This window comes from Flavobacterium flavipallidum, from assembly GCF_038289905.1.
GTDB lineage: Bacteria > Bacteroidota > Bacteroidia > Flavobacteriales > Flavobacteriaceae > Flavobacterium > Flavobacterium flavipallidum.
The window spans coordinates 33731-60280 of record NZ_JBBYHU010000024.1 but is presented as its reverse complement, the minus strand read 5'-3'; the positions used below and the strand labels follow the sequence as shown (position 1 = coordinate 60280).

At 34.9% G+C, this 26550-nt stretch carries 15 protein-coding genes; 5 read left to right on the top strand and 10 right to left on the bottom strand.

Annotated elements, in window-relative coordinates:
* Window positions 1-676: 676 nt before the first annotated feature.
* The 4 genes from AAEO59_RS11685 to AAEO59_RS11670 form a co-directional block, all read right to left on the bottom strand.
* Window positions 677-2095 carry a TolC family protein gene (locus AAEO59_RS11685; RefSeq protein WP_341700924.1) on the bottom strand — a complete coding sequence of 473 codons (1419 nt, stop codon included), beginning with the start codon at window positions 2093-2095 and terminating at the stop codon, window positions 677-679.
* Window positions 2096-2160: 65 nt separating this feature from the next.
* Window positions 2161-5391, bottom strand: coding sequence for an efflux RND transporter permease subunit (locus tag AAEO59_RS11680; protein ID WP_341700923.1), 3231 nt, complete (start codon window positions 5389-5391; stop codon window positions 2161-2163).
* Between the two features lie 11 nt (window positions 5392-5402).
* Window positions 5403-6548: an efflux RND transporter periplasmic adaptor subunit gene (locus AAEO59_RS11675; RefSeq protein ID WP_341700922.1), complete on the bottom strand. Its 1146-nt coding sequence runs from the start codon at window positions 6546-6548 to the stop codon at window positions 5403-5405.
* 218 nt (window positions 6549-6766) lie between these two features.
* The gene (locus AAEO59_RS11670) at window positions 6767-7345 is read right to left on the bottom strand and encodes a TetR/AcrR family transcriptional regulator (RefSeq protein WP_341700921.1); all 579 of its coding nucleotides are present in this window, start codon (window positions 7343-7345) and stop codon (window positions 6767-6769) included.
* A gap of 379 nt (window positions 7346-7724) precedes the next feature.
* Between AAEO59_RS11670 and AAEO59_RS11665 the strand changes: the two genes are divergently transcribed.
* The gene (locus tag AAEO59_RS11665; protein ID WP_341700920.1) at window positions 7725-11714 is read left to right on the top strand and encodes a LamG-like jellyroll fold domain-containing protein; all 3990 of its coding nucleotides are present in this window, start codon (window positions 7725-7727) and stop codon (window positions 11712-11714) included.
* Window positions 11715-11803: 89 nt separating this feature from the next.
* On the opposite strand, the gene AAEO59_RS11660 is transcribed toward AAEO59_RS11665, so the two are convergent.
* Together AAEO59_RS11660 and miaE are read right to left on the bottom strand one after the other, a co-directional pair.
* The gene (locus AAEO59_RS11660; protein WP_341700919.1) at window positions 11804-14548 is read right to left on the bottom strand and encodes an AsmA-like C-terminal region-containing protein; all 2745 of its coding nucleotides are present in this window, start codon (window positions 14546-14548) and stop codon (window positions 11804-11806) included.
* A 49-nt stretch (window positions 14549-14597) separates the two neighbouring features.
* Window positions 14598-15179: a tRNA-(ms[2]io[6]A)-hydroxylase gene (gene miaE, locus AAEO59_RS11655; RefSeq protein WP_341700918.1), complete on the bottom strand. Its 582-nt coding sequence runs from the start codon at window positions 15177-15179 to the stop codon at window positions 14598-14600.
* 104 nt (window positions 15180-15283) lie between these two features.
* Here miaE and AAEO59_RS11650 point away from each other — a divergent pair, with 104 nt between their 5' ends.
* Window positions 15284-16525, top strand: a complete 1242-nt coding sequence (locus AAEO59_RS11650) for a glycosyltransferase (RefSeq protein ID WP_341700917.1) — start codon at window positions 15284-15286, stop codon at window positions 16523-16525.
* Between the two features lie 291 nt (window positions 16526-16816).
* Here the strand turns inward: AAEO59_RS11650 and AAEO59_RS11645 are convergent, their stop codons facing one another.
* From AAEO59_RS11645 to porV, 4 genes are all read right to left on the bottom strand, one after another.
* Window positions 16817-18442, bottom strand: a complete 1626-nt coding sequence (locus AAEO59_RS11645) for a 2-oxo acid dehydrogenase subunit E2 (RefSeq protein ID WP_341700916.1) — start codon at window positions 18440-18442, stop codon at window positions 16817-16819.
* A 7-nt stretch (window positions 18443-18449) separates the two neighbouring features.
* Window positions 18450-19448 (bottom strand): pyruvate dehydrogenase (acetyl-transferring) E1 component subunit alpha, encoded by a 999-nt coding sequence (gene pdhA / locus AAEO59_RS11640; protein ID WP_341700915.1) that lies wholly within the window; start codon window positions 19446-19448, stop codon window positions 18450-18452.
* Window positions 19449-19591: 143 nt separating this feature from the next.
* Complete coding sequence (gene cdd / locus AAEO59_RS11635) at window positions 19592-20074, bottom strand: cytidine deaminase (RefSeq protein ID WP_341700914.1); 483 nt, start codon at window positions 20072-20074, stop codon at window positions 19592-19594.
* A gap of 75 nt (window positions 20075-20149) precedes the next feature.
* Window positions 20150-21349 (bottom strand): type IX secretion system outer membrane channel protein PorV, encoded by a 1200-nt coding sequence (porV, locus tag AAEO59_RS11630; protein WP_341700913.1) that lies wholly within the window; start codon window positions 21347-21349, stop codon window positions 20150-20152.
* Between the two features lie 427 nt (window positions 21350-21776).
* Between porV and gldJ the strand changes: the two genes are divergently transcribed.
* From gldJ to AAEO59_RS11615, 3 genes are all read left to right on the top strand, one after another.
* Window positions 21777-23441, top strand: coding sequence for a gliding motility lipoprotein GldJ (gene gldJ / locus AAEO59_RS11625; RefSeq protein ID WP_341700925.1), 1665 nt, complete (start codon window positions 21777-21779; stop codon window positions 23439-23441).
* 63 nt (window positions 23442-23504) lie between these two features.
* The gene (locus AAEO59_RS11620) at window positions 23505-24791 is read left to right on the top strand and encodes a UDP-N-acetylmuramoyl-tripeptide--D-alanyl-D-alanine ligase (RefSeq protein WP_341700912.1); all 1287 of its coding nucleotides are present in this window, start codon (window positions 23505-23507) and stop codon (window positions 24789-24791) included.
* Between the two features lie 104 nt (window positions 24792-24895).
* Window positions 24896-26455: a glycerol-3-phosphate dehydrogenase/oxidase gene (locus AAEO59_RS11615; protein WP_341700911.1), complete on the top strand. Its 1560-nt coding sequence runs from the start codon at window positions 24896-24898 to the stop codon at window positions 26453-26455.
* Window positions 26456-26550: the final 95 nt, after the last annotated feature.

The window sequence follows — 26550 nt, the reverse complement described above, 5'->3', positions numbered from 1 at the left end:
TCTACTAAAAAATCAGGCAGCATAAATTTTAAAAGTTCTATAGAAGTCATCAATAATTCTTATAAAGACAAAGTTCTTCTTTTTTTTTAAATATTTGCCCCCAGGTTTTGAGATTGATCCTATTAATATCTGGGAATATACTTCCATGCCGTTCGCTTTACAATATTGTGATATAACTTTGGTCTATGTCTAATCTTGTCTACGATTCTTTAAGGGTATTTATAATGAGTTGTTTTTTTTATTACTGTTTTGTGATGCAACAGATATACATTTCTTAATTAAGAATCTTGTTTAATATGGACAGAATAGTTATTGTTCTATGAATTATTTACTTTCAATAATTGTTTCAAATGTAAATTTGGTTAACCAATTATTTGATCAATAATTTATATAAAGATTGGATTTTTTATCTTAATTTATAATCATTTACTTCATTAAGTGAGAGATATTAGTTTTAATGCTAAATAATAAACTTTCATTTGTTAAGATTAAGTAGAAAGTATCAGTATAATTTTCCAAGCTGTAATAGAGTATCATAATAACAAAATTTATAGTTATATATGGCTTATCTCTATATTTCTAATTTCTTTCTAATCGTAAATGAAAGAATTCAAATAAAAAAACGCCGTAATACCGAAGTCTTACAGCGTCATCCAAATAATAATAGAAAAGGGTATTATTTCCAACCACCACCTAATGCACGATATAAATCGGTATTAGCAGCTAGTTGTTCTCTTTTAAGGTTTGCTAGTTCTAATTCACTTTGTAGTAAATTTGCTTGCGCTGTTATTACTTCAAGATATTCTGCCATTCCGTTTTTGAATAACAGATTAGAATTCTTAATCGCTTGTTGTAATGTTTTTACACGTTGTTGGAGAAATGTTTGCTGTTGTTCTAATTTTTCAACTTTGACCAAAGCATCTGATACTTCATTAACAGCAAGCAAAACAGATTGTCTGAAAGCCAGAACTGCTTTTTCTCTTTCTACTTTGGCAATATTATATTGTATTCTCACTTTTTTACTGTTCAATAAAGGCTGTGTTAAACCTCCAAGAGCAGTTCCAAAAAGAGAAGCTGGAATATTGAACCAACTGCTGGTTTCGAATGCATTCAATCCGCCTTGCGCTGTGATTTTTAATGCAGGATACAAGTCGGCTTTTGTAATTCCTACATTCGCATTAGCAATTTTCAAAGCCAGTTCAGCACTTTTAACATCGGGTCTTCGGCTTACCAATGAAGATGGAATCCCGATTGAATTATTGTTTTTTAATTCGATACCACTTAGAGCAATACTTCTTTTTTTGGCATTCGGATACGAACCCGTCAAAACACTCAAAGCATTTTCCTGAATAGCAATATTTTGTTCCAATAAAGGAATCAATTGCGCGGCAGCTAATTTTTGTGCTTCCGATTGCTGAACAGCTAATGAAGAAACCTGTCCTGCATTGTATTTTAATTTAATAATATTGGTTGTACTGTCATTTAACAGTACATTCTTCTTAGCGATTTCTAATTGTGCATCTAACATCAGTAGATTGTAATATCCTTTAGATACATTGGCAACAATATTTGTCTGCAAAGCTTTTTTTACTTCTTCCGACTGAAGATAAGCTGCAAAAGCACCTTTCTTTTGACTTTTTATTTTTTCCCAGATATCCGCTTCCCAAGAAAGGGAAACTCCTGCAGAATAATCCTCAATATGCTTTATCCCTAAAGCCTGATTCAGGTTCATTCCTGTAAAACTATTTTCAGACGGACGGTTGCTACTCGCATTTACAAATAAATTAGCCTGCGGCACATTTCCCCATTTTGATTGCGAAAATCGATATTGTGCTATTTCAATGTTTTTGGTGGCAATTTGTAAATCGTTGTTTCTTGTCACCGCGCTATCGATTAGCAGAATAATATCTTGCTCTGCAAAGAAATTTTTCCACTCTAAATCGGCAATGCTTGCAGTGTCTTTTGAAACTGATGCATTCCTGAAATTCTCAGGAAATGCATCTTTAGGAGTTTCAATATCCTTCGATACTTTGCAGGATATTAAGGTGCTAATTAGAATAGCGACCATTGTTATTTTAGTTATATACTTTTTCATTTTTACTTTGTTGTCATTAAATTTCTGGACATTTATCTTTTCTCTTGTCAAGATCTTTCGTCACTTTATAAGACAGGTACGTTATGCTGATGACGATTACCATCAGAATTGTTGTTATATAATTTTCCATTTTTATTTTCTTGATTATGAATTACAGCCAGCGGTTTTCCGCTAACTTTTTCCTGTAAATATTGGAATACGATGAATAATACCGGAATGATGAACAAACCTAAAATTACTCCCGAAACCATTCCTCCAGCGGCACCAATACTAATCGAATGGTTACCCTGAGCCGATGGACCTTTGGCACTCATCATCGGAACTAAACCAACAACGAAAGCCAGTGACGTCATGATAATTGGACGCAAACGTAATTTGGCAGCATCTATTGACGCTTTAACTAATGCCTGACCCGATTTTCTTTTTTGCACTGCAAACTCCACAATCAGAATCGCATTTTTAGCCAGTAATCCAATAAGCATTACTAAAGCAACCTGAACATAAATATTATTTTCGATTCCGGTTAAACCAATAGCTGCAAAAACTCCAAAGATTCCTGTAGGTATTGATAAAATTACCGCTAGAGGCAAAATGTAACTTTCGTATTGAGCTGCAAGCAGGAAGTAAATGAATATCAAACACAACAAGAAAATTGTTGTCGATTGCCCTCCCGAAGAAATCTCCTCACGGGTTTGCCCTGAGAATTCATAACTATAACCTGAAGGCAGTTGTTGGGCAGCTACTTCTTCAATTGCCTTAATGGCATCACCTGAACTAAATCCGGGTTTCGGAATGGCATTAATCGAAATTGAGTTAAACAAATTGTATCTTGAAACAGTTTCAGAACCATAAATTCGACTTAGTTTTACCAAAGTATTTATCGGAACCATTTCGCCATTTTTGTTTTTCACAAAAATCCTGTCAATTGATGATGGATCAGCTCTGTCTTCTACATCAGCTTGAACAACAACTCTGTAATATTTACCAAATCGGTTAAAATCAGATGCCTGTGCACTACCAAAATAAGCCTGCATTGTTTGCAAAATGTCTTTTACTTTTACACCTAACTGATCGGCTTTTTCGTCATTGATATCCAATTGTAATTGGGGATAATCGGCTTTGAAGCTGGTAAAAGCCACAGCAATTTCAGGGCGTTTCATCAACGCTCCAATAAACTCCTGAGAAATTCCGCTAAACTTATCCAGTTTTCCTCCAGTTTTATCCTGAAGAACTAAATCCAGAGCTTCAACATTACTAAAACCAGGTACTGTTGGGAAACTGAATACAAAGAAACTTCCGCCAGAAATTGAGCCTAGCTTTCCACGAACTTGATTCATGATTTCGTCAATATTTTTAACTTCTCCACGCTCTTCATTTGGTTTCAACAATACAAATACTACTGCCGAAGACGGACTTGTCGAATTAGTCAATAAATTAAAACCTGAAATTGCTGTTACAAATCGGGAAGCATCCAGAGCTTTCAAAGTATTTTCAGCCTCAGTCATCACTTGTTGTGTTCTGTCCAAAGATGTTCCGGAAGGAGTATTTACCGCAATTGCAATGAATCCCTGATCCTCTGTTGGGATAAATCCGGCAGGGGTTGTTTTAACCATTAAAATAGTAACTGCAGTAATTAGAGCCAAACCTCCTAAACTCAACCATTTTTTTCTGATTAAAAATTTCAATCCACCAACATAACGGTTGGTTAATGAATCAAAGCTGCTGTTGAAAGCTGTAAAGAATTTTTCTTTAAATCCTTTTTTCTCATAAGGTACGTCATGACCATGAGCTCCGTGATTGTCTTTCAAAAATAAAGCTGCAAGCGCCGGACTTAGTGTCAAAGCGTTTACTGCCGAAATTACAATTGCAATCGCCATCGTAAAGGCAAACTGGCGATAGAAAACTCCTGTAGAACCTTCCATAAAACCAACCGGCAAAAACACAGCAGCCATTACCAGAGTAATCGAGATAATAGCACCCGTTATTTCGTGCATCGCTTCGTGAGTAGCTATTTTTGGCGACAGCCGTTTGTGTTCCATCTTGGCATGAACGGCTTCGACCACCACAATGGCATCATCCACCACAATACCAATTGCCAGAATTAAAGCAAAAAGGGTTAGAAGGTTGATCGAAAATCCGAATAACTGCATGAAGAAGAACGTTCCTAAAATTGCTACAGGCACTGCAATGGCAGGAATTAAAGTAGATCTAAAATCTTGAAGGAAAATAAATACCACAATAAATACAAGGATAAAAGCTTCTAATAAAGTATGTTCAACCTGTTCGATAGACTGGTCCAAAGATACTTTTGTACTATAGAAAATATTGTGTTTTATACCTTTTGGAAAATCTTTAGAAGCCTTTTCCATCATTTTATTAATCGCAATCTGAATGTCATTTGAATTAGAACCGGCCAATTGAATAACCCCAATTACCACTCCTTTTTTACCATTCAAACGCGTTAAACTGTTGTATGAGTAAGCACCCAATTCCACTCTAGCCACATCCTTTAATCGAAGGACTGAGCCATCAGCATTTGAACGAATAGCTATATTTTGATAATCTTCCGGCTTGGTCAGTTTTCCTTTGTATTTGATAACATATTCAAAAACTTCCTTACTTCTTTCTCCAAATTTCCCCGGAGCTGCTTCCAAACTTTTATCCTGAATGGCAGCCATCACTTCGTTTGGCGTTACATTATGAGTGGACATTTGTGTTGGATTCAGCCAAACACGCATTGAATAATCTTTTACACCACCAAAAATACTGGCAGCACCCACCCCCGGAATACGTTTAATTTCAGGAATGATGTTAATTTGAGCATAATTGGCAACAAAAGTCTGGTCATATTTGGACTCATCATCGGTATACATACCAATGGCCATGATGAAAGAGTTTTGTTGTTTTGCTGTAACTACACCTTGCTGAACAACTTCAGCAGGTAATTGACTGGTAGCCTGGGCTACTCTGTTCTGAACGTTAACAGCTGCCTGATCAGCATCAGTGCCTAATTTAAAGAAAACTGTAATGGCTAAAGTACCGTCGTTACTGGCAGTTGAGCTCATGTAAGTCATGTTTTCTACACCATTGATAGATTCTTCCAACGATGGCGCTACCGAACGTAAAACCGTTTCGGCATTGGCTCCTGGATAAACCGCCGTTACCAAAACCGATGGCGGCGCAATATCAGGAAACTGTTGTAAAGGCAATTTTGTCAATCCCAGTACACCTAATATCACCAGTAAAATGGAGATAACGGTTGCCAGTACGGGTCTTTGTATAAAAATTTTGAACATTTTCGCGTAAATTATTTTTTATTAATTAGTTGAGCAATCTTTGTGTTTTTTGATTTCTCAGGCTTAATCAGTTGTCCTTCCTGAAGTTTATCGATACCGCTTAATACAATTTGGTCACCTGATTTTACCCCGTCTTTAATCAGATAGTTGGCACCACTTTTTCCGATAACAGTAATTGGTGTTTTAGTAACCTTATTTTCTTTGTTTACAGTGAAAACGAAAACTTTATCCTGCATTTCTACTGTAGCCGATTGTGGAACCAGAATAGCATCATTATGCTCAATTTCTAAACGGATACGCCCTGTATTACCGGAACGTAATGTGCCGTTTGCATTTGGGAAAGTGGCTCTCAAAGTAATAGCACCGGTTGTTTTGTCAAATTGACCATCCACCATATCAATTTTTCCGTTTTGTGGATAGGCGTTGTTATCTGCTAATATTAATGAAACTGGAGGCATGTTTTTGATTTTAGCTCCAATACTGTTTCCTGCATATTCTGACTTAAAGTTGATAAAATCGGTTTCGCTCAAAGAAAAATAAGCATAAACTTCATGAACATCTGAAAGCGTAGTTAAAGGTTCAACATCGGTCGCTGCAACCAAACTACCTTGTTTTTTAGGTAATCTCCCAATGTAACCACTAACCGGAGCAGTGACATTGGTATAACTTAAATTGATTTTCGCCGATGCTACCATTGCTTTTGCCTGCTCTATATTAGCTGCTGCAATTTTCTTAGTAGCCTTGGCTGTTTTTAACTGATATTCTGAAACTACTTTGTTTTGTACCAATGGAGTCAGTTTATCAACTTCTAACTGAGCGTTGATTAGTGCCGCTTCTGCCGCGTGAAGATTGGCAAGAGCGTTGTTTAGCTGCTCACGAAAAGGACGTTCGTTAATTTTAAATAAAGTTTGTCCTTTGTTTACATAGGCACCTTCGTCTACTAAAACGCGGTCTAAGTTGCCGCTTATTTGCGGACGGATTTCGACGTCAATAGCACCTTGTATTGAAGCCGGGTATTCAGCATCAGTTGTTGTGCTTTCAGTTGTTATTGCCGCAACAGGAAGTTTTGGAGCTTCCGGAGCAGGTGGTGTAGCATTTTTATCAGCACAGCTAATAAAAAATATAGCGATTAAGCTTAAAAGAGTAACTTTTTTCATAATTGGAATTGGATTTAATTGGATCTTGGATATTATACCTGTATTTGGAATAAACGTTTCAGAATTCATGCTGTTTTGTATTTAAAAGTTAATAATTTGCTATAGCTTTAATTCTGGAATAATCGTTTCAGAATCAATGCTGTAATTTAAAAATTAGGTATGCGTATTACTATTTTTTTCTGAAATAAACGTTCCAGAATTTGGTTAAAAAAAAGGTGTTATTTAAAGATGTTTTTTATCAGAAACTCTGACATTTTTTTTATTTTGATTGGATTACCATGAAGGATATAGGCTTGTTTCCAACCCGTAAAAGAAGTTGCAATATATTCAGCCATAATTGCTGCATCTTCTGAATTATCCATTTCGCCGTCATCCATCGCTTTTTGAACTATTGTAGCCATGTATTCAATGAAAACTTCATTTTGTTTGCTCATTAAATTTCTTACTGTGCAGTCATCTGGAGCAATTTCAAAAATTGTTTTGATGCCCAAACATCCTTTTTCACAGGAAACAATCCAAGCTGCTTTATCAGTAATAACTTTGATTAATGCTTGCTTAGCCGATGTTTCTTTAGCGACTTTTTCTTTCAATTCACACATAGCTTGATCAAAATAATTGCCAATGCACTTCATGAATAATTGGTGTTTGTCGCCAATGGTGTTGTATAAACTGCTTCTGTTGATCTGCATTGCATCCACAAGGTCTTGCATAGAAGTAGCATTATATCCTTTTTCCCAAAAGACATTCATTGCTTTTTCTATTTTTTCAACTTCGTTAAATTCTACACAGCGAGCCATCAGATTTAATTTTACGTTGCAAATGTATAACTTATTTCTGGAATAATCGTTTCAGAATTGAGTAGTTTTTTTATTTTTTTTAAAAATGCTGTTTTCATCAGTAAGTTAGGATTTAAAACTACTATTCATTTTATCATATTATGCGCCGATTTTATCAAAAATAGATAGACGGTCTAAATATTGTAAAAAAGACATCTCGAAGAGTCCACCTTAAAAAACACTGTAAAACAATGCCTTAACGCCGTTTTTAAAAATAATTTTCTGCATTTTTTTTGTAGAAAACAATTAAAAAAACAACCATGTATAACAGGATAGAACAGGATGCTAATAAAATGTTAAAATTTTAGTTTTGAGATAACCAACCATAACAAAATTATTTATGAAAATTAAAACTTTACTTTTTAAGCAAGTTCCCAAAGCCTTGATGCTCTGCGGACTCGTATTGAGTTCCGGGAATGCCAATTCCCAAACACTAGCCTTTCCAGAGGCACAAGGATTTGGTAAATATACTACCGGAGCCAGAGGAGTTTCTAATCCTAAAATTTATTTAGTAACCAATTTAAATGATAGCGGACCAGGTTCGTTTCGCGATGCTGTAAGTCAAGAAGGACGTTTTGTGATTTTTAAAGTAGGGGGAATAATTAATACTTTATCTCAAATTGTGGTTGCAAAAAATACCACCATCGCAGGACAAACGGCAACCGGAGAAGGAATAGTACTTTTAGGTGCCAAAGTAACGTTTACTGGCTCAAGCAATACAATTGCCCGATACCTTCGTATTCGCTACGGATCTACTACTCAGGGACAGGATGCATCAGGTTTATCTAATGGTGCGAACATGATTTTTGACCACATGGCTTTTACTTGGGGAACTGACGAAGTATTCTCAATTAACTGGGACAGCAAAGGTATAAGTCCTGACAATATCACGATTCAAAATTCAATTATTGGCCAGGGATTACACCGTCACAATCACTCTGCTGGAGGATTAATGCAGCCTTCAGGAGGGAAAATAAGTTTAATTGGAAACTTATATATCTGTAACAAAACTCGTAATAACAAAATAAAAGGGATTAATGAGTTTGTAAACAACGTTGTTTACAACTGGGGAAATTACGGCAACACCTATGGACATGCCGAATCAGGAGATGCCTATATTATGGGTGGTGATTCTGCTGGAAGTTCAGATGTAAATATTATCAACAATTATTTCATTGGAGGGCCAAATACTAGTACTACTATAACAACACCTTTTAACCGTGGAAATGATAACTTCTCGTTATACGGAGCAGGTAATTATTTTGATAATAACAGAAATGGAATATTGGATGGTACGTTAGTACCTCAGGATTTATCAGGATATCCTACGGGAGATGTATCTACAATTCATTCAACTCCTTATGACTATCCGATGAAAAACACAACTTTATCAGCTCAGGATGCTTACAACAAAATTGTGGAAAGTGTAGGTCCATCGTATCCAAGACGTGATCAAGTTGATAATTTAATGATTTCTGATTTAAAGTCTAAAGGTAAAGTGGCTACTTATGTGTATGTTCAAAGTGATTTAACAAGCAAGTTTGGTTTCATTAATGGTGGAGCAGGGCATGTTTATGGAGCTCCATCCCCTTTAGACACTGACAACGACGGTATGCCTGATGCATGGGAAGATAGTAATGGCCTAAACAAAAACAATGCTAATGATGCCGTTGCTTACAGCACCACTTCGCCTGAATATTTAAACATTGAAGTTTACATAAACGGATTAATCTATACTGTACCGCCTGATTTTGTAATTCCTCCAACAGCAATTACTTTCTCTGCCACTTCAGTTGAAACACCAACACCATCAAGCAAAGTAATTTTAACTTGGAAAGACAATTCAGATAACGAAACTAATTTTGTAATTGAACGTTCAATCGATGGGACAAACTATACACAAATTGCCCAAGTTGGTGCTAATATCACTACTTATACTGATAATAATTTAGTTCCAAACACTAAATACTATTATCGTGTTAAAGCGACAACTGTAACTGAATCTTCCAGTTATAGTGATGTAAATTCCCTTACCACACCAGCTATCCCTTCAGCTCCTACAAAAGCAGCTACTCCAACTCCTGCAACAGGGATGAATGCAGTAGAGTTGACAAATGGAACTCTGGCTCTAAAATGGACAGGAAGTTCAAATACAACAACTTATTCTGTTTATTTTGGTACTGATCCTGCCAATTTAGCAAAATTAGCTGATGTAGCTTATGTTGTGGCTCCAAGCTATACACTTACCGGTTTAAGCCCGGAAACAACTTATTATTGGAGAATTGATGCTACTAATGTTAAAGGAACTGTTAGTGGTGATTTATGGAATTTCCGCGCGCTGAATCCGGAACTTGTTGGTCATTGGCCTTTTAAAGAAACAGCAAGAGATGGAGAACAAATTGCAGATGTTTCTAAGTATGCCAATGACGGTCAATTAGATGCTTCTTTCGATAATGCTACTGTTAGGGTAGCCGGAAAAGCTAACAATGCACTCGATTTTGCAACATTTTTACCAAATAAGCAAATGGTGACTATCCCCCATCAGGATAATCTTTTATTCGATAAAAATTCATTTTCTGTTTCTTTTTGGATGAAGGCTGACGCCAGTCAATTACCTGCTACTTCAACCTTGAGCTCTTATATATTATGCAAAGGTTCGATGACAAAAAACGCTGCGACAGGCGCAACGGGCAGAAGATTTAATGTAGAAATTAAAAATAATCAATTCCGATTTGCGATAGATGATGATAAAACAAAAACAGAACTTAATTCAACATTAGCAGCAACTAAATATTTTACCGGAGATTGGGTACATGTAGTTATCATGAGAGATGTAACTGCAAAGAAATTAAGATTATATACTAATGGTGTTTTCACAAACGAGATAACAGATAATACAGGGACCTCAGTAGGTATTGGTGAGCCAACTGATTTAGTAATTGGTAATATTGGAGTACTGGAATTATATGCTAATACTACTCCCGCTCCTTACAAAGGAAAAATAGATGAGTTAAAAATGTTTAACTATGCACTGACAGCTGCTGAAGTTGCAACAATATACAATACAACTCTAATTAATTCGCCGTCCAATGTAATATTCGAGACGAATATTGTACCAATACCAACTCCTTCAAGCAAAGTAACTTTAAACTGGACTGACAATTCAAACAATGAAGCCAATTTTGCAATTGAACGTTCATCAGACGGATTATCTTTTGCGCAAATAGCAGAAGTGGCAGCCAATATAACTACTTACACAGATACTAATTTAGCTGCTAACACCAAATATTATTACAGATTAAAAGCAACTAATAAAACTGATTTTTCTGCATATTCAGACATATTTAATGTAACAACACCAATTGATAATGACAATGACGGTTATTCCAACACCGATGATTGCAATGATAACGACGTTACTGTACATGAACCAATTTTATATTATCTAGATACAGACAAGGACGGATTTGGATCAACTGAAACAGCAATGTTGTGTTCATCTGTTGCTTTGGAAGGATATTCAACCAATAATACCGATTGTAATGATAATGACGCAACTGTTCATGAGCCTATTCTGTATTATGTTGATGCGGATAAAGATGGATTGGGATCAACTCAAACAGCAATGCTGTGTTCATCAGTCGCTCCTGAAGGTTATGCGACAAATAATACTGATTGTGACGACACCAATGCAGTTCAACTGACCGCATCGATTCCTGATGCTTACGCCATTAATAATCAGCAAAAAAACACTATTTATGTAGGTTATGGAACCGGACTTTTAAATATAAAAGTAATTCCAGAAGGTGGTACAGCTCCTTATTCTTATGTATGGAGTACCAACCAAACTGACCAGACAATCGCAGTATCCCAAGCAGGAAGCTACACGGTAGTAATAACTGATTCTAAAGGATGTCAAACTTCAGCTTCTATTGATGTTAATACAATTAATATACAATGTGGTAATTCAGGTGATAAAGTTATGGTTTGTCATAATGGTCAGGAAACTTGTATCAGTCCAAGTGCAGTGCAGGCACATTTGAATCATGGAGACAAATTGGGAAGCTGCAATGATACTCCAGCCAATAGTATTACTGAAAATGTTGTAGTTTTCCCTAATCCGGTTACAACTGTTTTAACTGTTAAGGTTGATGCCGTTTATGAAGGAGCAGAACTAGTACTTTATGATGTTTTATCAAGAAAACTGAAATCAGAACCTTTAACAAGTACTATGCAGCTGATGTCGATGAGTGATTTATATAGAGGAATTTACTTTTTACATGTTAAAAACGGACAACATTATACTGTAAAATCCATAGTTAAAAAATAAGGATTTAATTCCAATGTAAAGTAGTTTTCTACTAATAAGTAAGCCATCTCTTTGAGATGGCTTTTTTTAAATCAAGTAAAAAATATTACTTATTGAATACTATCTTTTGTCTCTTCTAAATCTTCTGTTTGGCGACCAATTTTTATCTTAGGATTGTCTTTATTACCGGTTATTGTTAATGGTATTCCGAGTATTCCAAGTGGAGGTAAACCCAATCTCATTTTAAGATTTAATCTTCCGTCTAAGCTGGTAGTTCCTTCAATGCGGGGTCTGAAGCCGGCAAATTTAAACTTGAATCGTTCTACAGTAATAATGTTATTCTTAATAGAACTTTTAATATCAACCTGATTTAATTCAGGATTTTTAATGCTTTCTTTAGACGTTTTTCGGGCAACGCTATTGAACATTTTCATGCCATACATTTTAACGTTTTTAATAGAAATAACTCCTTTACCTGATAATGAGGGTAAAACGGGTTCCATATTAGCATTTAACCTTCCTTTTAAGTTGTAATCCAAAGAGATTATTCCTTGTGCTTTTTCGGCCGCACTAGCCATTTCTCTAAATAATTTGACTTCTTTGTATGCGCGTTTTATATCAAATTCGTTTGCTTTGATTTGATAATCAAAACGAGCATTTTTAAGGTTGACACTTTTGTAATTAGCATTCATTGCAACCGTACAGCCAATTAAATCAAAGCCTGTATTTTGCATATTCAGCGTTCCATTTTTCACTTTCAGACTTCCTTTTGCATTTTTAAGTGCTAATCCGTTAAAGTCTACTTTTTGAGCATTGGCTTTAAAATGTAGATCTAAATTTGATGGAATTACAATGACACCTGTTTCTGATGTTGGCTTAGTTGTAACAGTTGTATTTGTTGTGTTGGATGTTTCTTTTTGTGTTGACTGCGACATAAATTCGTCAGCATTGATATAATCGGAATCTAACGTAAAAGCACCTCTTAGAACACCATTTTTAGTTGCAATAAAATTGAAAACATTCTGTAAATAGCCATTCATTTTAATATCAGACTGACCGTAAGAAGCCAAAAAAGTATTGAACTTCATTTTGTCATTACTGAATTTAAAGACACCTTGTTTTACCAGGAATTTCTTTGGTAAATATTCTGAAGTAAATGCAATGTTTTTGATTTCAAGTGTACCATTGTTTTTTAATTTCGAATAATTCCCTTTTTCGGCATCTCTTTGATTTCCTTTTAAACTTAAATCGGCTTTAATGTAACCATCAACATCAAGTCCTTTTTGAGAGAAAACTTTATAGATTTTACCAATATCTAAAGTTCCTCGAGCATTGATATCGTAATTAAGATTGTCAAAGTGACTCAAATTTGCCTTAACATAAACAGGATTTTCTTCAAATGTAAATTGAGCTGGTTTTAAAACAACTTTTAAATCACTGAAAGTACCTTTTGGATTAGAAACTGTTGAAATAATTTCGATATTACTAATTGGATTTGGATAATATTTCGTTTTAAGAAAACCATTAGTCAGATTGATTACCGCATTTGTAACAGGAAAAGTACCTTTTTCTTTGTCGAATTTTCCTTTTGCAGTTCCGTCGGCAGTTAAATTACCCTTTAATTCTAAGTCAGGAATTCCAAGTGCACGATTTAGTTTTGCCAAATCAATTTTAGCATTTAAAGCCGCATTTATATCTAAAACCTTCGTTCCGGTACTGTATAATTTCGCTTTTAGAGTCTCTTTATCAATGTTAAGTGAAAGATTTTTCAGGTCAACAATCAATAAATCAGGATTTAATGAAGGTAATTGTGTGGAAAAATCAACATTCAAATTGCTAATTGTAGCCGGACTTTGGTTGTAATTAATACTTCCGTCTTTTACTTTGAAATCTAAACTAAGATTTGGAGCTATATTTTGTGAGGCAATGTAATTTCCTTTTAAGGATAAATTGAAGTTGGTATTTCCTGTTAATTTTGTTTTATCTAGCCAAGTGATGAATTTTGGAGGAAAAGCGGTGAAGAAATCATTTAGATTGCTGTTGGTCGTTTTAAGGATAAAATCCATGTTGTAGCCTTCTTTTAAAAAGTCAAATTTTCCTTTGAAATCAACAATCAGGTTGTTTATTTTCAAGTCGTTTTCCTTAAAAATAAAAGAAAGCGAGTTGATGTTGACCTTTGTAATGAGTTCAGCATTGACTTTTTTATTCATTAAATAAGGTTCGTTGTCATATAAAAGATTGAGTTTTTCAATCTTGGCATTAGATGACAAATCAAAAATGGCTTTACTTAAATCGCCTTTCCCTAAATAGTTGAGGCCAAAAATGTCAAAATGTAATTTGGTAGACAAATCATCATAGACGATTTTAGAGTTTTCAATTTCGATTTTTTCCAGTTTTAAGGAATTATCTCCGTCTTTTTGTTCAGTTTTTGCTTTTTCAGATTTATAGACATTGTAGTTCGCAAAACCTTCTTGGTTTACTTTTACATTAATATCCGCATCGGCAAGAAAGATTTTGTCAATATTAATCGAACTACCAAATATTAAACTGGAAACATTAATTCCAAAGGCAATTTCTTTAGCAGTAATCAATTTTTCATTCTCAAAAGGTGCCGAACCATTTAATTTGAAATTTTCTAAACTTACTGTCAGTGACGGAAAGTGATTAAAAAATGAAATATTTGATTCAGAATAATCTAGTTTTGCATTCAGTTTTTGATTGGCTACTTTTTTAATTTCAGCATTGATTTTATCTGCAAAAACATAAGGAGCAATAAACAAAAAGGCTAATATACTGGCTATTGTTATTCCTGTGTATTTTAAAATTTTAAGAAAAATAGCTTTCTTTTGAGGCATGATGATTTATTTATAGAATAAAATTAAAACGAATTTTAGGATTAAATTATTATCCGTGAACGGTTTCGTCTTTACCGTAGTTAACAATGATGGAAGTTTCATAATCTATCCATTCCTTCCAGCGTTTGTCTACATTAACATTGTCAGCATATTTTCGGGCAAAACCTAAAAAAGTAGTATAATGGCCTGCTTCACTAATCATTAAATCACGATAGAATTTAGCCAGTTCAGGATCTTTTATGTTTTCTGATAAAACTTTAAAACGTTCGCAACTTCTGGCTTCAATCATGGCCGAAAACAATAATCTTTCGCATAAAGCATCGTTACGACTTCCATCTTTTTTCATGAATTTAAAAAGTTCGTTTACGTAGCTGTCTTTGCGTTCGCGACCAAAAGTGAGTCCTCTTTCTTTAATCAGGTCGTGAACCATTTTGAAATGTTCCATTTCTTCCTGAGCAATCAGAATTAATTCATTAACTAATTCTTCTTTTTCAGAGTTTTGGGTAATCAGACTGATGGCGTTTGAAGCTGCTTTTTGTTCGCACCAGGCGTGGTCGGTTAAAATTTCTTCGATATTCGATTCTACGATATTGACCCATCTTGGGTCGGTGGCTAATTTTAATCCTAACATGATTTTATATTTAGGCTACAAAATTAAGTTTTTTACGCTGTATTCTATTATATTTTCGACCTTTGCTGTTATTTTACCGTTACTTTACAGCATTTTTACATTCAATGAATCAGAACAGACACTTATTAATTATCGGTTTTGTGTGGCCTGAGCCAAATTCTTCGGCAGCAGGTGGGAGAATGATGCAATTAATTTCATTATTTCAAGAACAGGGTTATGAAATTACTTTTGCGAGTCCGGCGCAGGATAGCGATTTTATGGTTGATTTAAGTCAATTTGATGTTACGAAGCAAACGATAAATCTAAATTGTTCCAGTTTTGATGAGTTTGTCAAAGAATTGAATCCATCAATTGTGTTGTTTGATCGATTCATGATTGAAGAGCAATTTGGTTGGCGTGTTGCTGAAAATTGCCCCAATGCTTTACGAATTTTAGATACCGAAGATTTGCATTGTTTACGCACAGCAAGACAAAAAGCATTTAAGGAAAAGCGCGTGTTTCAAACTCAGAATTTATTAGTTGAAGAAGTAGCCAAACGTGAAATTGCCAGTATTTTGCGTTGTGATTTGTCGTTGATGATTTCAGAATATGAAATAGAATTGCTAACGTATACTTTTAAAATAGATGGAAGTCTATTGTATTATTTACCGCTTTTGTTAGAGTCCAAAGATATTCCTGATTTGAAGGAATTGCCTTCTTTCGAAGAACGTAAAGATTTTGTTTTTATTGGTAATTTTTTGCATGAACCTAATTGGAATGCGGTTCAGTATTTGAAAGAAACTATTTGGCCGCTAATAATAAAGCAATTACCGGAAGCTGTTTTGAATGTTTACGGTGCTTATCCTTCGCAAAAAGTATTACAACTAAATAATGTAAAAGAAGGTTTTTTAATTCAGGGTCGAGCCGAAAATGCGAATAAAGTGGTTCAAAAAGCCCGAGTAGTTTTGGCTTCTTTGCGTTTTGGTGCGGGAATAAAAGGAAAATTATTGGAAGCCATGCAATGCGGAACGCCGAGTGTTACGACTTCTATTGGAGCTGAATCGATGTGTGGTAATTTGGATTGGAATGGTTTTGTAGAAGATGATCCTCTGTTTTTTGCTGATAAAGCTGTCCAATTATATCAGGATAAAAATCTTTGGTTTCAGGCTCAAAAAAATGGAGTTGAATTAATCAAAGAACGTTATTTGAGAACGTTATTTGAAGATGATTTTAAAAATAAGATTGAGGAATTAAATGCTAATTTAGCGGAACACCGATTGAATAATTTTATGGGTGAATTGTTGCAACATCATAGTTTAAAAAGCACAAAGTATATGTCGAAGTGGATTGAGGAGAAGAATAAGTAAATTTAAAAAGAGAATTTCTAATTTATTTATAAGTAACTTTGATAAAACAGTAGATGTAGTTCCCAAATTTAATTGATGTTTATATGGAAGAGAATGATAAATCAAGTAGTAGAAAAAAGAAGAATTGGCTTAAAATTATTGTAGAAAATATTATTGATTTTATATTGATTTGGCGTTAGAATTAGTTTTTTTAAATCAAAATTTACTAATGTTATTTGGTTACTTAATAGATATAAAAAACCCGTCTCGATAGCTATCGAGACGGGTTTTAGTTTTATACTTAATCAGTAATTATGCAAGCATAGTCACAGGATTTTCAATGTATTGTTTTAATGTTTGTAAGAACTGAGCTCCAGTTGCTCCATCGATAGTACGGTGGTCACAAGCTAGAGATAACATCATTGTGTTTCCTACAACGATTTGACCATTTTTAACCACTGGTTTCTCAACGATTGCTCCTACAGAAAGGATAGCTGAGTTAGGTTGGTTAATGATAGAATTGAATTCAGTGATACCAAACATTCCAAGGTTAGAAATGGTGAAAGTACTTCCTTCCATTTCTGAAGGTAATAATTTTTTGCTTTTAGCTCTTCCAGCCAAATCTCTTACACTAGCACCAATTTGAGATAAACTCATTCCATCAGTAAAAGGTAATACAGGAACAACTAATCCGTCTTCAACAGCAACAGCAACACCAATATTTACATGGTAATTGATAGTTATTGCATCAGCAGACCATTGAGAGTTGATTTTTGGGTGTTTTTTCAAGGCTAAAGCAGAAGCTTTAATTACCATATCGTTGAAAGATACTTTGGTATCAGGAACTGTATTGATTGTAGCTCTTGATTTCATAGCTTCATCCATAGACACTTCGATTACTAAGTTGTAATGAGGAGCTGTGAATAAAGATTCTGATAAACGTTTCGCAATGATTTTACGCATTTGCGAATTTTTGATTTCTTCAGTAGCAATTTGTCCAGCTGGTACATATGTTTTAGCAGCTGGTGCAGCAGCAGCGTCTGCTTTGGTAGCAGGAGCAGCTTGTGGAGCGGCAGCAGCAGGAGTGAAGTTTTCGATATCGCTTTTTACGATACGTCCGTTTTCACCTGAACCTTTTACCTGTGTTAATTGGATTCCTTTGTCAGAAGCAATTTTTTTAGCTAATGGAGAAGCAATGATTCTTGCTCCGTCAGCAGGAGCTTCCTGAGCAACCGGAGCGGCAGCTACAGCAGCAGGAGCAGCTTTTGTTTCTTCAGCAGCAGCAGGAGCAGCACCGGCAACGAAACCGTCTGCAATTCCGCTAATGTCAGTTCCTGCAGGTCCTATGATAGCTAACAAACTATCAACAGGAGCTGTATTTCCTTCCTGAATTCCGATATATAATAATGTTCCTTCGTTGAAAGATTCGAATTCCATTGTTGCTTTGTCAGTTTCGATTTCAGCAAGAATGTCACCTTCAGCAACAGCGTCACCTACTTTTTTCAACCAGGTAGCTACTGTTCCTTCAGTCATAGTGTCGCTCAAACGAGGCATAGTCACAACGATAACGCCAGCTGGTAATGCAGCGGCTGGTTTAGCAGCAGCAGGTGCAGCAACTTCTTCTTTTTTAGCTTCGGTTGCAGCAGGAGCGGCAGCAGCTGGTGCAGCACCTCCTGAAAGTAAAGCAGAAATGTCTTCTCCTTCGTTACCGATAATTGCTAATAAAGAATCTACCGGAGCAGTTTCTCCTTCCGCAATTCCGATATGTAAAAGTGTTCCTTCATTGAAAGATTCGAATTCCATCGTTGCTTTGTCAGTTTCAATTTCAGCAAGGATATCTCCTTCGCTAATTTTGTCTCCTACTTTTTTAAGCCAAGTAGCTACCGTTCCTTCCGTCATGGTATCACTCAAACGTGGCATTGTTACTTTTATCGCCATAATATTTTTATAGTTTATGAGGTGTAAATGGATAATCTTCTTGTGCGTATACTACATCGTATAATTGCTCTAATTCTGGATATGGAGAAGATTCAGCAAAATCAACACATTCCTGAACAAGATTTTTTACTCTTTCGTCGATAGCTTCGATTTCAGCTTCTGTAGCGTAGTTTTTCTCTTTGATAATATCCAAAACTTGAGTAATTGGATCTATTTTTTTGTATTCTTCCACTTCTTCTTTAGTACGATACAATTGCGCATCCGACATAGAGTGTCCTCTGTAACGGTACGTTTTCATTTCTAAGAAAGTTGGTCCGTCACCACGACGTGCTCTTTCGATAGCTTCGTGCATTGCTTCAGCAACTTTTACAGGGTTCATTCCGTCAACAGGTCCGCAAGGCATTTCGTATCCTAAACCTAATTTCCAGATATCTGTATGGTTAGCGGTTCTTTCTACAGAAGTTCCCATTGCATATCCATTGTTTTCAACAATAAATACTACTGGTAATTTCCATAACATAGCCATGTTAAAAGCTTCGTGTAAAGAACCCTGACGAGCAGCACCATCACCAAAATAAGTCATAGTAACTCCTCCTGTATTGTTGTATTTGTCTCCAAAAGCAATTCCGGCACCTACAGGAATTTGAGCTCCTACAATCCCGTGACCACCATAAAAACCGTGCTCTTTTGAGAAGATGTGCATAGATCCACCCATTCCTTTAGAAGTTCCAGTTGCTTTTCCAAGTAACTCAGCCATAACGCGTCTTGGGTCTGTACCCATACCAATTGGCTGAACGTGGTTTCTGTAAGCAGTAATCATTTTGTCTTTGGATAAATCCATTGCGTGCAATGCTCCTGCAAGTACAGCTTCCTGACCATTATATAAATGAAGAAAACCTCTAATTTTTTGTTGGATGTATAACGCAGCTAGTTTATCCTCAAACTTTCTCCAAAGTAGCATGTCTTCATACCACTTTAAATATACTTCTTTTGTAACTTCTTTCATCTCAAGTGTTCTTTTACTAAAGTTTTTATTGTGTTGTAAATTAGTATTTTTTGCAAATTCTTCATTTTAGGTCGAATTTGCGAAATGCAAAAATAGAACATTCCAACTAAGTACTAAAATTATAAAGCTAATTTTTAGTTTTATTAGAGCAGTTTTTTGTTAAATAATAAAGGGAGCAGGTTTTTTAAAGATTCGGATTTGTATATCTTTTCCTTTTCTCCCATGAAATAAATCGCTATCGGACTGTCTTGTTTTGTTTCGTATTCGGCTATAGATTGTCTGCAGGAACCGCATGGTGTAATTGGTACAGAGATTCCTGTTTCTTCTGGTGAAGCGGTAATGACAATTGAAAGAATTTTTGCATTTGGGAAATTAGAAGTAGCCTGATATAGTGCGACTCTTTCAGCGCATAATCCGGAAGGATAGGCGGCATTTTCTTGATTTGTTCCCAGAATAATTTTGCCGTTATCTAATTCAATTGCTGCGCCAACTCTAAATTTTGAATAGGGCGCGTAGGCGTTTTTTTGTACTGCAGAAGCTTGGTTGAATAAGTTTTGAATGTTTGTGGGTAATTCTTCGATTTTATTAAAGGAGAAGAATTTGTTGGTGATAATGATTTCTTCCATTTTTATTTTGGGTAAAAAAAATCCAAATTTCTGAAAGATGAAATTTGGATTTTATTGTTTGTTTCTAATTTGAAATTAATATTGTTCGTATTTGTCGCCAAAATTAAATGTTAGTGAAAAACGAAGTGTATTTTCTAAAGGATTTGGGATTTTGGAGGCAGAAAATAAGTAAGATACGTCGACTTTTACCGAGGTATATTTGAATCCTGCTCCCAAAGAGAAATATCGCAATCCACTTTTGCTAATATTTTCATGATGATAGCCTAAGCGCATTGCGAAAGCATCCTGATAAGAATATTCAGCCCCAAGAGAGTACATGACTTCTTTAAGTTCTTCTTTGAAACCATCAGGTGCGTCCCCCAGGGATTTGAAAATTCCGGAAACCCATCCTGTTTTTCGGTAGTCTTCATAGGCAAGATTGTAATCTGTTTCGTCGATTGATCCGTCGCCATTCATGTCTTTGCCTGAATAAGTGCCATCAGTATTTTTGCCTACTTTGAATGTTGGAACTAGAAGTTTATTTATTTCAAGGTTAAGGCCTAGTTTGTTATAGTCGTCTAAAATAAAGTCGAATCCTGTTCCAAGTTTTAAGTTTGAAGGAAGAAAATTGGCGCTTATTTCGTCGTTGTCATAACTTAGTTTAGGTCCTAGATTTTGAAAGTTAAAACCGGCTCTCCATCTTCCGTTGAAGCTGTTGTATGCAATTTCTTCAGATTGGTAGAAACCAGCAACATCTATAGCGAAGGAACTTGCGGCTGTTGCATCATTATTGTTTACAGCTACTTTTAAGTTGGAATGGATAAATCGGGCACCTACTGCCATGGAAAATTTTTCGCTTAATTTAAGAGAGTAGGAGCCGTCCAAGGCGAATTCATTTGGTGCAACAATTGGAGGGTTGGGGTCAGATGCGTCTTGTCTTAATTCGATGTCTCCAAAACCAAAATAACGAATGCTTCCAGCAAAGGCACTTCTGTCGGAAATTTTATTGTAATAAGTAACCTGGCCTAACGAAATGTCGTTTGCTAAACCGGTTAGGTAAGGGGTGTAGCTGGCGCTAAGACCTTGTTTGTCTATTGCAAAAGCATATTTTGCAGGGTTCCATTGCTGTGAAAAAGCATCAGCAGAAGTGGCTACTCCGTTATCGGCCATAGCTGCTGCTCTGGCATCTGCACTAACAGTTAGGAAAGGAACGGCTGTAGTTATAGGTCTTTGTTGTTGTGCCTGGATTAGAGATGCAGAAAGCAAAGAAAAAGTTAAAAGTATTGTTTTTTTCATTGGTTAGTGAAAATTGATTCAACAAATATAGTGTTTTATTAAAAAGTTACAAGTTTTTCTCTTGATTGAGTTTTCTATGGTAAGTGTTTGGTTTTTAGTGTGGATTTTGTAATAATTGAGTTATTGTGTTTAAATATTAAATATAACTTAATTTTAGGTTAAATATTGTGGTTGAAGGTAGTTTTTGTTGGGTTGTTTTTATTGTGAAGTTGTTAATATTTAGGTTTTAAATCGTAGCACAGTAATGAGTTAGTTAGTAAAATATTCAAATGTTTAAAAAAAAAACGTTATATGTGCTATTAAATAATAAAAAGTATAAATTTGCGTTAAAATTGAGTATAGTAATAATTCGTTATTGTTGATAACAATCTTGTCGTTATTATTGTTAATGTTTATATTGCGCCCATAATATTACTTTATGAAGAGTATGAGAGTAAATAAAATTATTTTTTTACGATTAGTTTTATCGCTAATTGTTGCTTTAGGATTTGCAAGTTGTAGTAAAAAATCCAGTTCTAAAAGTTCTTCAAGAGCAACAGGATGGAATGTTGATAAAAATGCAGCCGCAAAAAAGCAGGAAGCAGGTCCTGGTTTGGTATTTGTAGAAGGGGGAACTTTTACAATGGGTAAAGTTGAAGATGATGTTATGCATGATTGGAATAATACGCCAACTCAACAACACGTTCAATCTTTTTATATGGATGAAACTGAGGTGACCAATTTTATGTATTTAGAGTATTTGGATTGGGTTAAATCGGTTTTTTCACCGGATGAATATAAAGAAGTTTATGATGGAGCATTGCCGGATACTCTTGTTTGGAGAAATAGATTAGGGTATAATGAGACAATGACTAATAACTATTTAAGACATCCCGCCTATGCTGAATATCCAGTTGTAGGTGTTAATTGGATTCAGGCAGTTGATTTTGCAAAATGGAGAACGGATCGTGTTAATGAGGCAGTTTTAGAAAATAGTGGTTATTTGAAAAAGAATGCAAAAACAGATGATGTTAATGCAGAGAATGCTTTTAGTACCGAATCTTATTTAATGTCGCCTTCAACAGCCCGTGGTGGTAGTCAAGAAATTGTTTTGCAAAGGCCAAAAGGCAGAGGTGTTAAAGGTAAAGATGGAAGTGCTCCAACTCAAAAAAATGTATATGCACAACGTTCTTCAGGAATTATTATGCCGGAATATAGACTTCCAACAGAGGCGGAATGGGAGTATGCTGCAGCTGCTGATGTAGGACAAAGAGAATATAATATTTATAAAGGTCAAAAGAAATATCCTTGGTCTGGTGGTTACACGCGTTCAGGTAAAAGACAAACTAAAGGTGATCAGATGGCTAACTTCAAGCAAGGTAATGGTGATTATGGTGGTATTGCTGGTTGGTCTGATGATGGAGCGGATATTACAAATGCTGTTAAGTCGTATGCCGCAAATGATTTTGGTTTGTATGATATGGCGGGTAACGTTGCAGAGTGGGTTGCAGATGTTTATAGACCTATCGTTGATAATGAAATGAATGATTTCAACTATTTCAGAGGTAACGTTTATTATAAAAACAGCATTGGGAAAGATGGTAAGGTAGAATTAGTTACTAAAGAGAATATGAAATATGATACTTTAAGTAACGGTAAAATTGTTGCCAGAAGTTTTCCAGGTCAAATTGCTCAGGTCCCTGTTGATGAAAAAGAAACTTACTTAAGACAAAATTTTGACAAGAGTAATAATATCGGTTATCGTGACGGTGATAAGCAATCTTCTAAGTATTATAATTTTGGTTCTTCGGAGTCTGATAATTCTAAAGAAAAGGAAATTGAGAAAATGTACAATTCTCCTAAGCACAATGTAACAACGGATAGCTTAGGGAATATGGTTAGAAAATACGACAGATCTAGTAAAAGAACTACTTTAATTAATGATAAAATTAGAGTTTATAAAGGTGGATCATGGAGAGATAGAGCGTATTGGTTAGATCCTGCACAAAGAAGATATTTCCCTCAGGATATGGCAACAGATTATATTGGATTTAGATGTGCAATGTCAAGAGTAGGTTCTAAATCAGATAAAAGAAAATCACCAAGAAATTAATTTCGAAAACATACTAGATAAAAGCCCTTTGATTAGGGCTTTTGTTTTTTAAATCATTTTTATATGGATATCAGTCACATTCATAATTTGTTTTTAAAATCAACGGGAGTATCAATTGATACCCGTAAAATCGAGAAAAATTCAATGTTTGTTGCAATCAAAGGAGATCGTTTTGATGCTAATACTTTTGCACAAGAAGCCCTTGAAAAAGGAGCTTCTTCAGTTATCATTGATAATAAAGATTATTATATTGATGATCGAACTGTTTTAGTAGGTGATAGTTTAGTGACCTTACAGGAATTGGCTAAGTTTCATCGAAACTATTTAAAATTACCTATAATTGCTTTGACCGGTAGTAACGGTAAAACAACTACAAAAGAATTGATAAATGTGGTTTTGGCTAAAAAGTTTAAAACTAAAGCTACTGTTGGAAACTTAAATAATCATATTGGTGTTCCGTTGACCTTATTGTCTTTTAATAAGGAAACTGAAATTGGAATTGTAGAAATGGGTGCCAATCATCAGAAGGAGATCGAATTTCTTTGTGAAATTGCTCAGCCTGATTATGGTTATATAACTAATTTTGGTAAAGCACATTTAGAAGGTTTTGGTGGGGTTGAAGGTGTAATTAAAGGGAAGAGCGAGATGTATCAATATCTTGCTAAAAATGATAAATTAGCTTTTATTAATCTTGAAGATTCTATTCAGCTCGAGAAATCTAAAATTTTAAAACATTATTCTTTTGGTGTAAATAGAGAAAATGCTGATGTTGTTATTGCAGATATCAAAGCAAATCCTTTTGTGGAAATTCAGTTTGATTCATTACAAATTAAAACACATTTAATTGGTTTGTACAATGCAAATAATGTAAATGCAGCTTTAACGATTGGAAAGTTTTTTGTGGTGGATAATGAGGCTATAAAAGCAGCTTTAGAAAGTTATGTTCCTGAAAATAACAGATCGCAATTATTGACTAAAGGAAGTAACGAAATTATTTTGGATGCTTATAATGCAAATCCAAGTAGTATGGCGGTTGCTATTGCTAATTTTTTACAGCTTGAAAAATTAAATAAAATAATGATTTTAGGTGATATGTTCGAGTTAGGTTCAGAAAGCCAACAGGAACATAAAGCTTTAGTGGATTCATTAAAAGAGGAAACAAAAGTTCAATGTTATTTCGTTGGAAAAGCATTTTATGAATGTCAATTTTCAAAAGAAAATTTCCATTTCTACGAAAGCTTTGATTCTTTTTCTGTAGGTTTAAAAGATGTGAATTTCGACAACAATATAATGTTGATAAAAGGTTCCCGAGGTATGGCTTTAGAGCGTACTTTGGAATTTATAAAGTGATTTATTTTTTGAAGATTCATAGCTAATAATAGGTTAATTCCGGTTTAATAAGTTAACTTTAAACTTGTAGTTGTAGCATACAGCGGCAAGTTTAAAGTTTTTTTATGGATAGACAAGAGCAATTAAAACTATTAAGTAGAAATCCCGAGTTTGATATTGTTATCATCGGAGGAGGAGCAACGGGTCTAGGTTGTGCAGTAGATGCAGCAAGTCGTGGTTATAGAACCTTGCTTTTGGAAAAGTATGATTTTGCTAAAGGGACTTCCAGTCGTTCAACAAAATTAGTTCATGGTGGCGTTCGCTATCTTGCTCAGGGTAATATTCATTTAGTTCGGGAGGCGTTACTGGAACGCGGACGAATGTTGCGTAATGCTCCTCATGTTTGTCATAAGTTAGGTTTTGTGGTTCCTGTTTACAGTTGGTGGGATAAATGGTATTATGGTTTTGGTTTGTGGATTTATGAGTTTTTATCGGCTAAATTTAGTTTGGGAAAAACTAAAATTCTTTCCAAAAAAGAAACGGTGCACTATTTACCGGATTTAGATACGAATTATTTAAAAGGTGGAGTCTTGTATTATGATGGTCAATTTGATGACTGTCGTTTGGCTATTAATTTAGCTCAAACAGCTACAGAACACGGAGCCTTAGTACTGAATTATTGTGGTGTTGCCGATTTTATAAAAAAAGACGATAAGATTATTGGTTTAATAGCTAAAGGTGTCTTTTCTAAACAAGAGTTTGTTGTTAAATCAAAAGTGGTTATTAATGCTACTGGTGTTTTTTCGGATGCTATTTTGCAAAAGTCAGAAAGTCAATCAGAGCATAGTATAGCGCCTTCACAGGGAATTCATTTGGTAATTAATAGTTCTTTTTTTAAAGGTTTTTCGGCAATCCTTATTCCAAAAACGGATGATGGAAGGGTTTTGTTTGTAATTCCATGGCACGATAAATTGTTGTTAGGAACTACTGATACAGCGGTTGAAACTGTCGAATTAGAACCTAAACCGTTAAAAGAGGAAATTGATTTTGTAATGAATCATTTCAATAAATATGCAAATCAGCAAATTGACTATTCAGATATAAGTAGTGTTTTTGTGGGTCTTCGTCCTTTAGTTAAAGTGGCTAAAGAGAAAAAAACGGCTGTGTTGTCTAGGGAACATAGTATTAGAGTGCTTCCTTCGGGCTTAATAGATGTTTCTGGTGGTAAATGGACAACTTATAGAAAAATGGCCGAACAAACCTTAAATATAGCAGCAAAAGTTTCTGATTTGAAATCAGTTCGATCTAAGACAAGGCACTTGAAAATTCATGGCTATTCTAAAGAAAAAATCAATTCACATTTGGCTATTTATGGTTCTGATGCTGTTTTAATAGAGCAAATGATAGCTGAAGATAATTCTTTATCTGAAAAAATTCATCCTATGTATCCATACACTAAAGCTGAAGTAGTTTGGGCTGTGCAAAATGAAATGGCTTTAAATGTTGAGGATGTTTTGGCAAGAAGAATCAGATTGCTTTTTCTTGATGCGAAGGCGGCGATGGAAGCTGCACCAGTAGTGGTGGTAATAATGGCTTCTTTGCTTGGTAAAAGTGTAGATTGGGAACGGGAACAACTTTTTCTCTTTGAAAATTTAGCTAAGGGGTATTTGGTAAATAATGTGTAAAATGTTTTTAATCAGGTTTTTGTGTTTTGTTTTATGGGGCAGATTTTTTGAAATAATATTTTTTTGATTTTACTTTGTTCAAAGTGTTTTTTTAT

What these genes read in the sequence shown, in the direction of transcription:
- AAEO59_RS11685 (WP_341700924.1), bottom strand. Translation starts at nt 2,095, where the DNA reads ATGAAAAAGTATATAACTAAAATAACAATGGTCGCTATTCTAATTAGC.
- AAEO59_RS11680 (WP_341700923.1), bottom strand. Translation starts at nt 5,391, where the DNA reads ATGTTCAAAATTTTTATACAAAGACCCGTACTGGCAACCGTTATCTCC.
- AAEO59_RS11675 (WP_341700922.1), bottom strand. Translation starts at nt 6,548, where the DNA reads ATGAAAAAAGTTACTCTTTTAAGCTTAATCGCTATATTTTTTATTAGC.
- AAEO59_RS11670 (WP_341700921.1), bottom strand. Translation starts at nt 7,345, where the DNA reads ATGGCTCGCTGTGTAGAATTTAACGAAGTTGAAAAAATAGAAAAAGCA.
- AAEO59_RS11665 (WP_341700920.1), top strand. Translation starts at nt 7,725, where the DNA reads ATGAAAATTAAAACTTTACTTTTTAAGCAAGTTCCCAAAGCCTTGATG.
- AAEO59_RS11660 (WP_341700919.1), bottom strand. Translation starts at nt 14,548, where the DNA reads ATGCCTCAAAAGAAAGCTATTTTTCTTAAAATTTTAAAATACACAGGA.
- miaE (WP_341700918.1), bottom strand. Translation starts at nt 15,179, where the DNA reads ATGTTAGGATTAAAATTAGCCACCGACCCAAGATGGGTCAATATCGTA.
- AAEO59_RS11650 (WP_341700917.1), top strand. Translation starts at nt 15,284, where the DNA reads ATGAATCAGAACAGACACTTATTAATTATCGGTTTTGTGTGGCCTGAG.
- AAEO59_RS11645 (WP_341700916.1), bottom strand. Translation starts at nt 18,442, where the DNA reads ATGGCGATAAAAGTAACAATGCCACGTTTGAGTGATACCATGACGGAA.
- pdhA (WP_341700915.1), bottom strand. Translation starts at nt 19,448, where the DNA reads ATGAAAGAAGTTACAAAAGAAGTATATTTAAAGTGGTATGAAGACATG.
- cdd (WP_341700914.1), bottom strand. Translation starts at nt 20,074, where the DNA reads ATGGAAGAAATCATTATCACCAACAAATTCTTCTCCTTTAATAAAATC.
- porV (WP_341700913.1), bottom strand. Translation starts at nt 21,349, where the DNA reads ATGAAAAAAACAATACTTTTAACTTTTTCTTTGCTTTCTGCATCTCTA.
- gldJ (WP_341700925.1), top strand. Translation starts at nt 21,777, where the DNA reads ATGAGAGTAAATAAAATTATTTTTTTACGATTAGTTTTATCGCTAATT.
- AAEO59_RS11620 (WP_341700912.1), top strand. Translation starts at nt 23,505, where the DNA reads ATGGATATCAGTCACATTCATAATTTGTTTTTAAAATCAACGGGAGTA.
- AAEO59_RS11615 (WP_341700911.1), top strand. Translation starts at nt 24,896, where the DNA reads ATGGATAGACAAGAGCAATTAAAACTATTAAGTAGAAATCCCGAGTTT.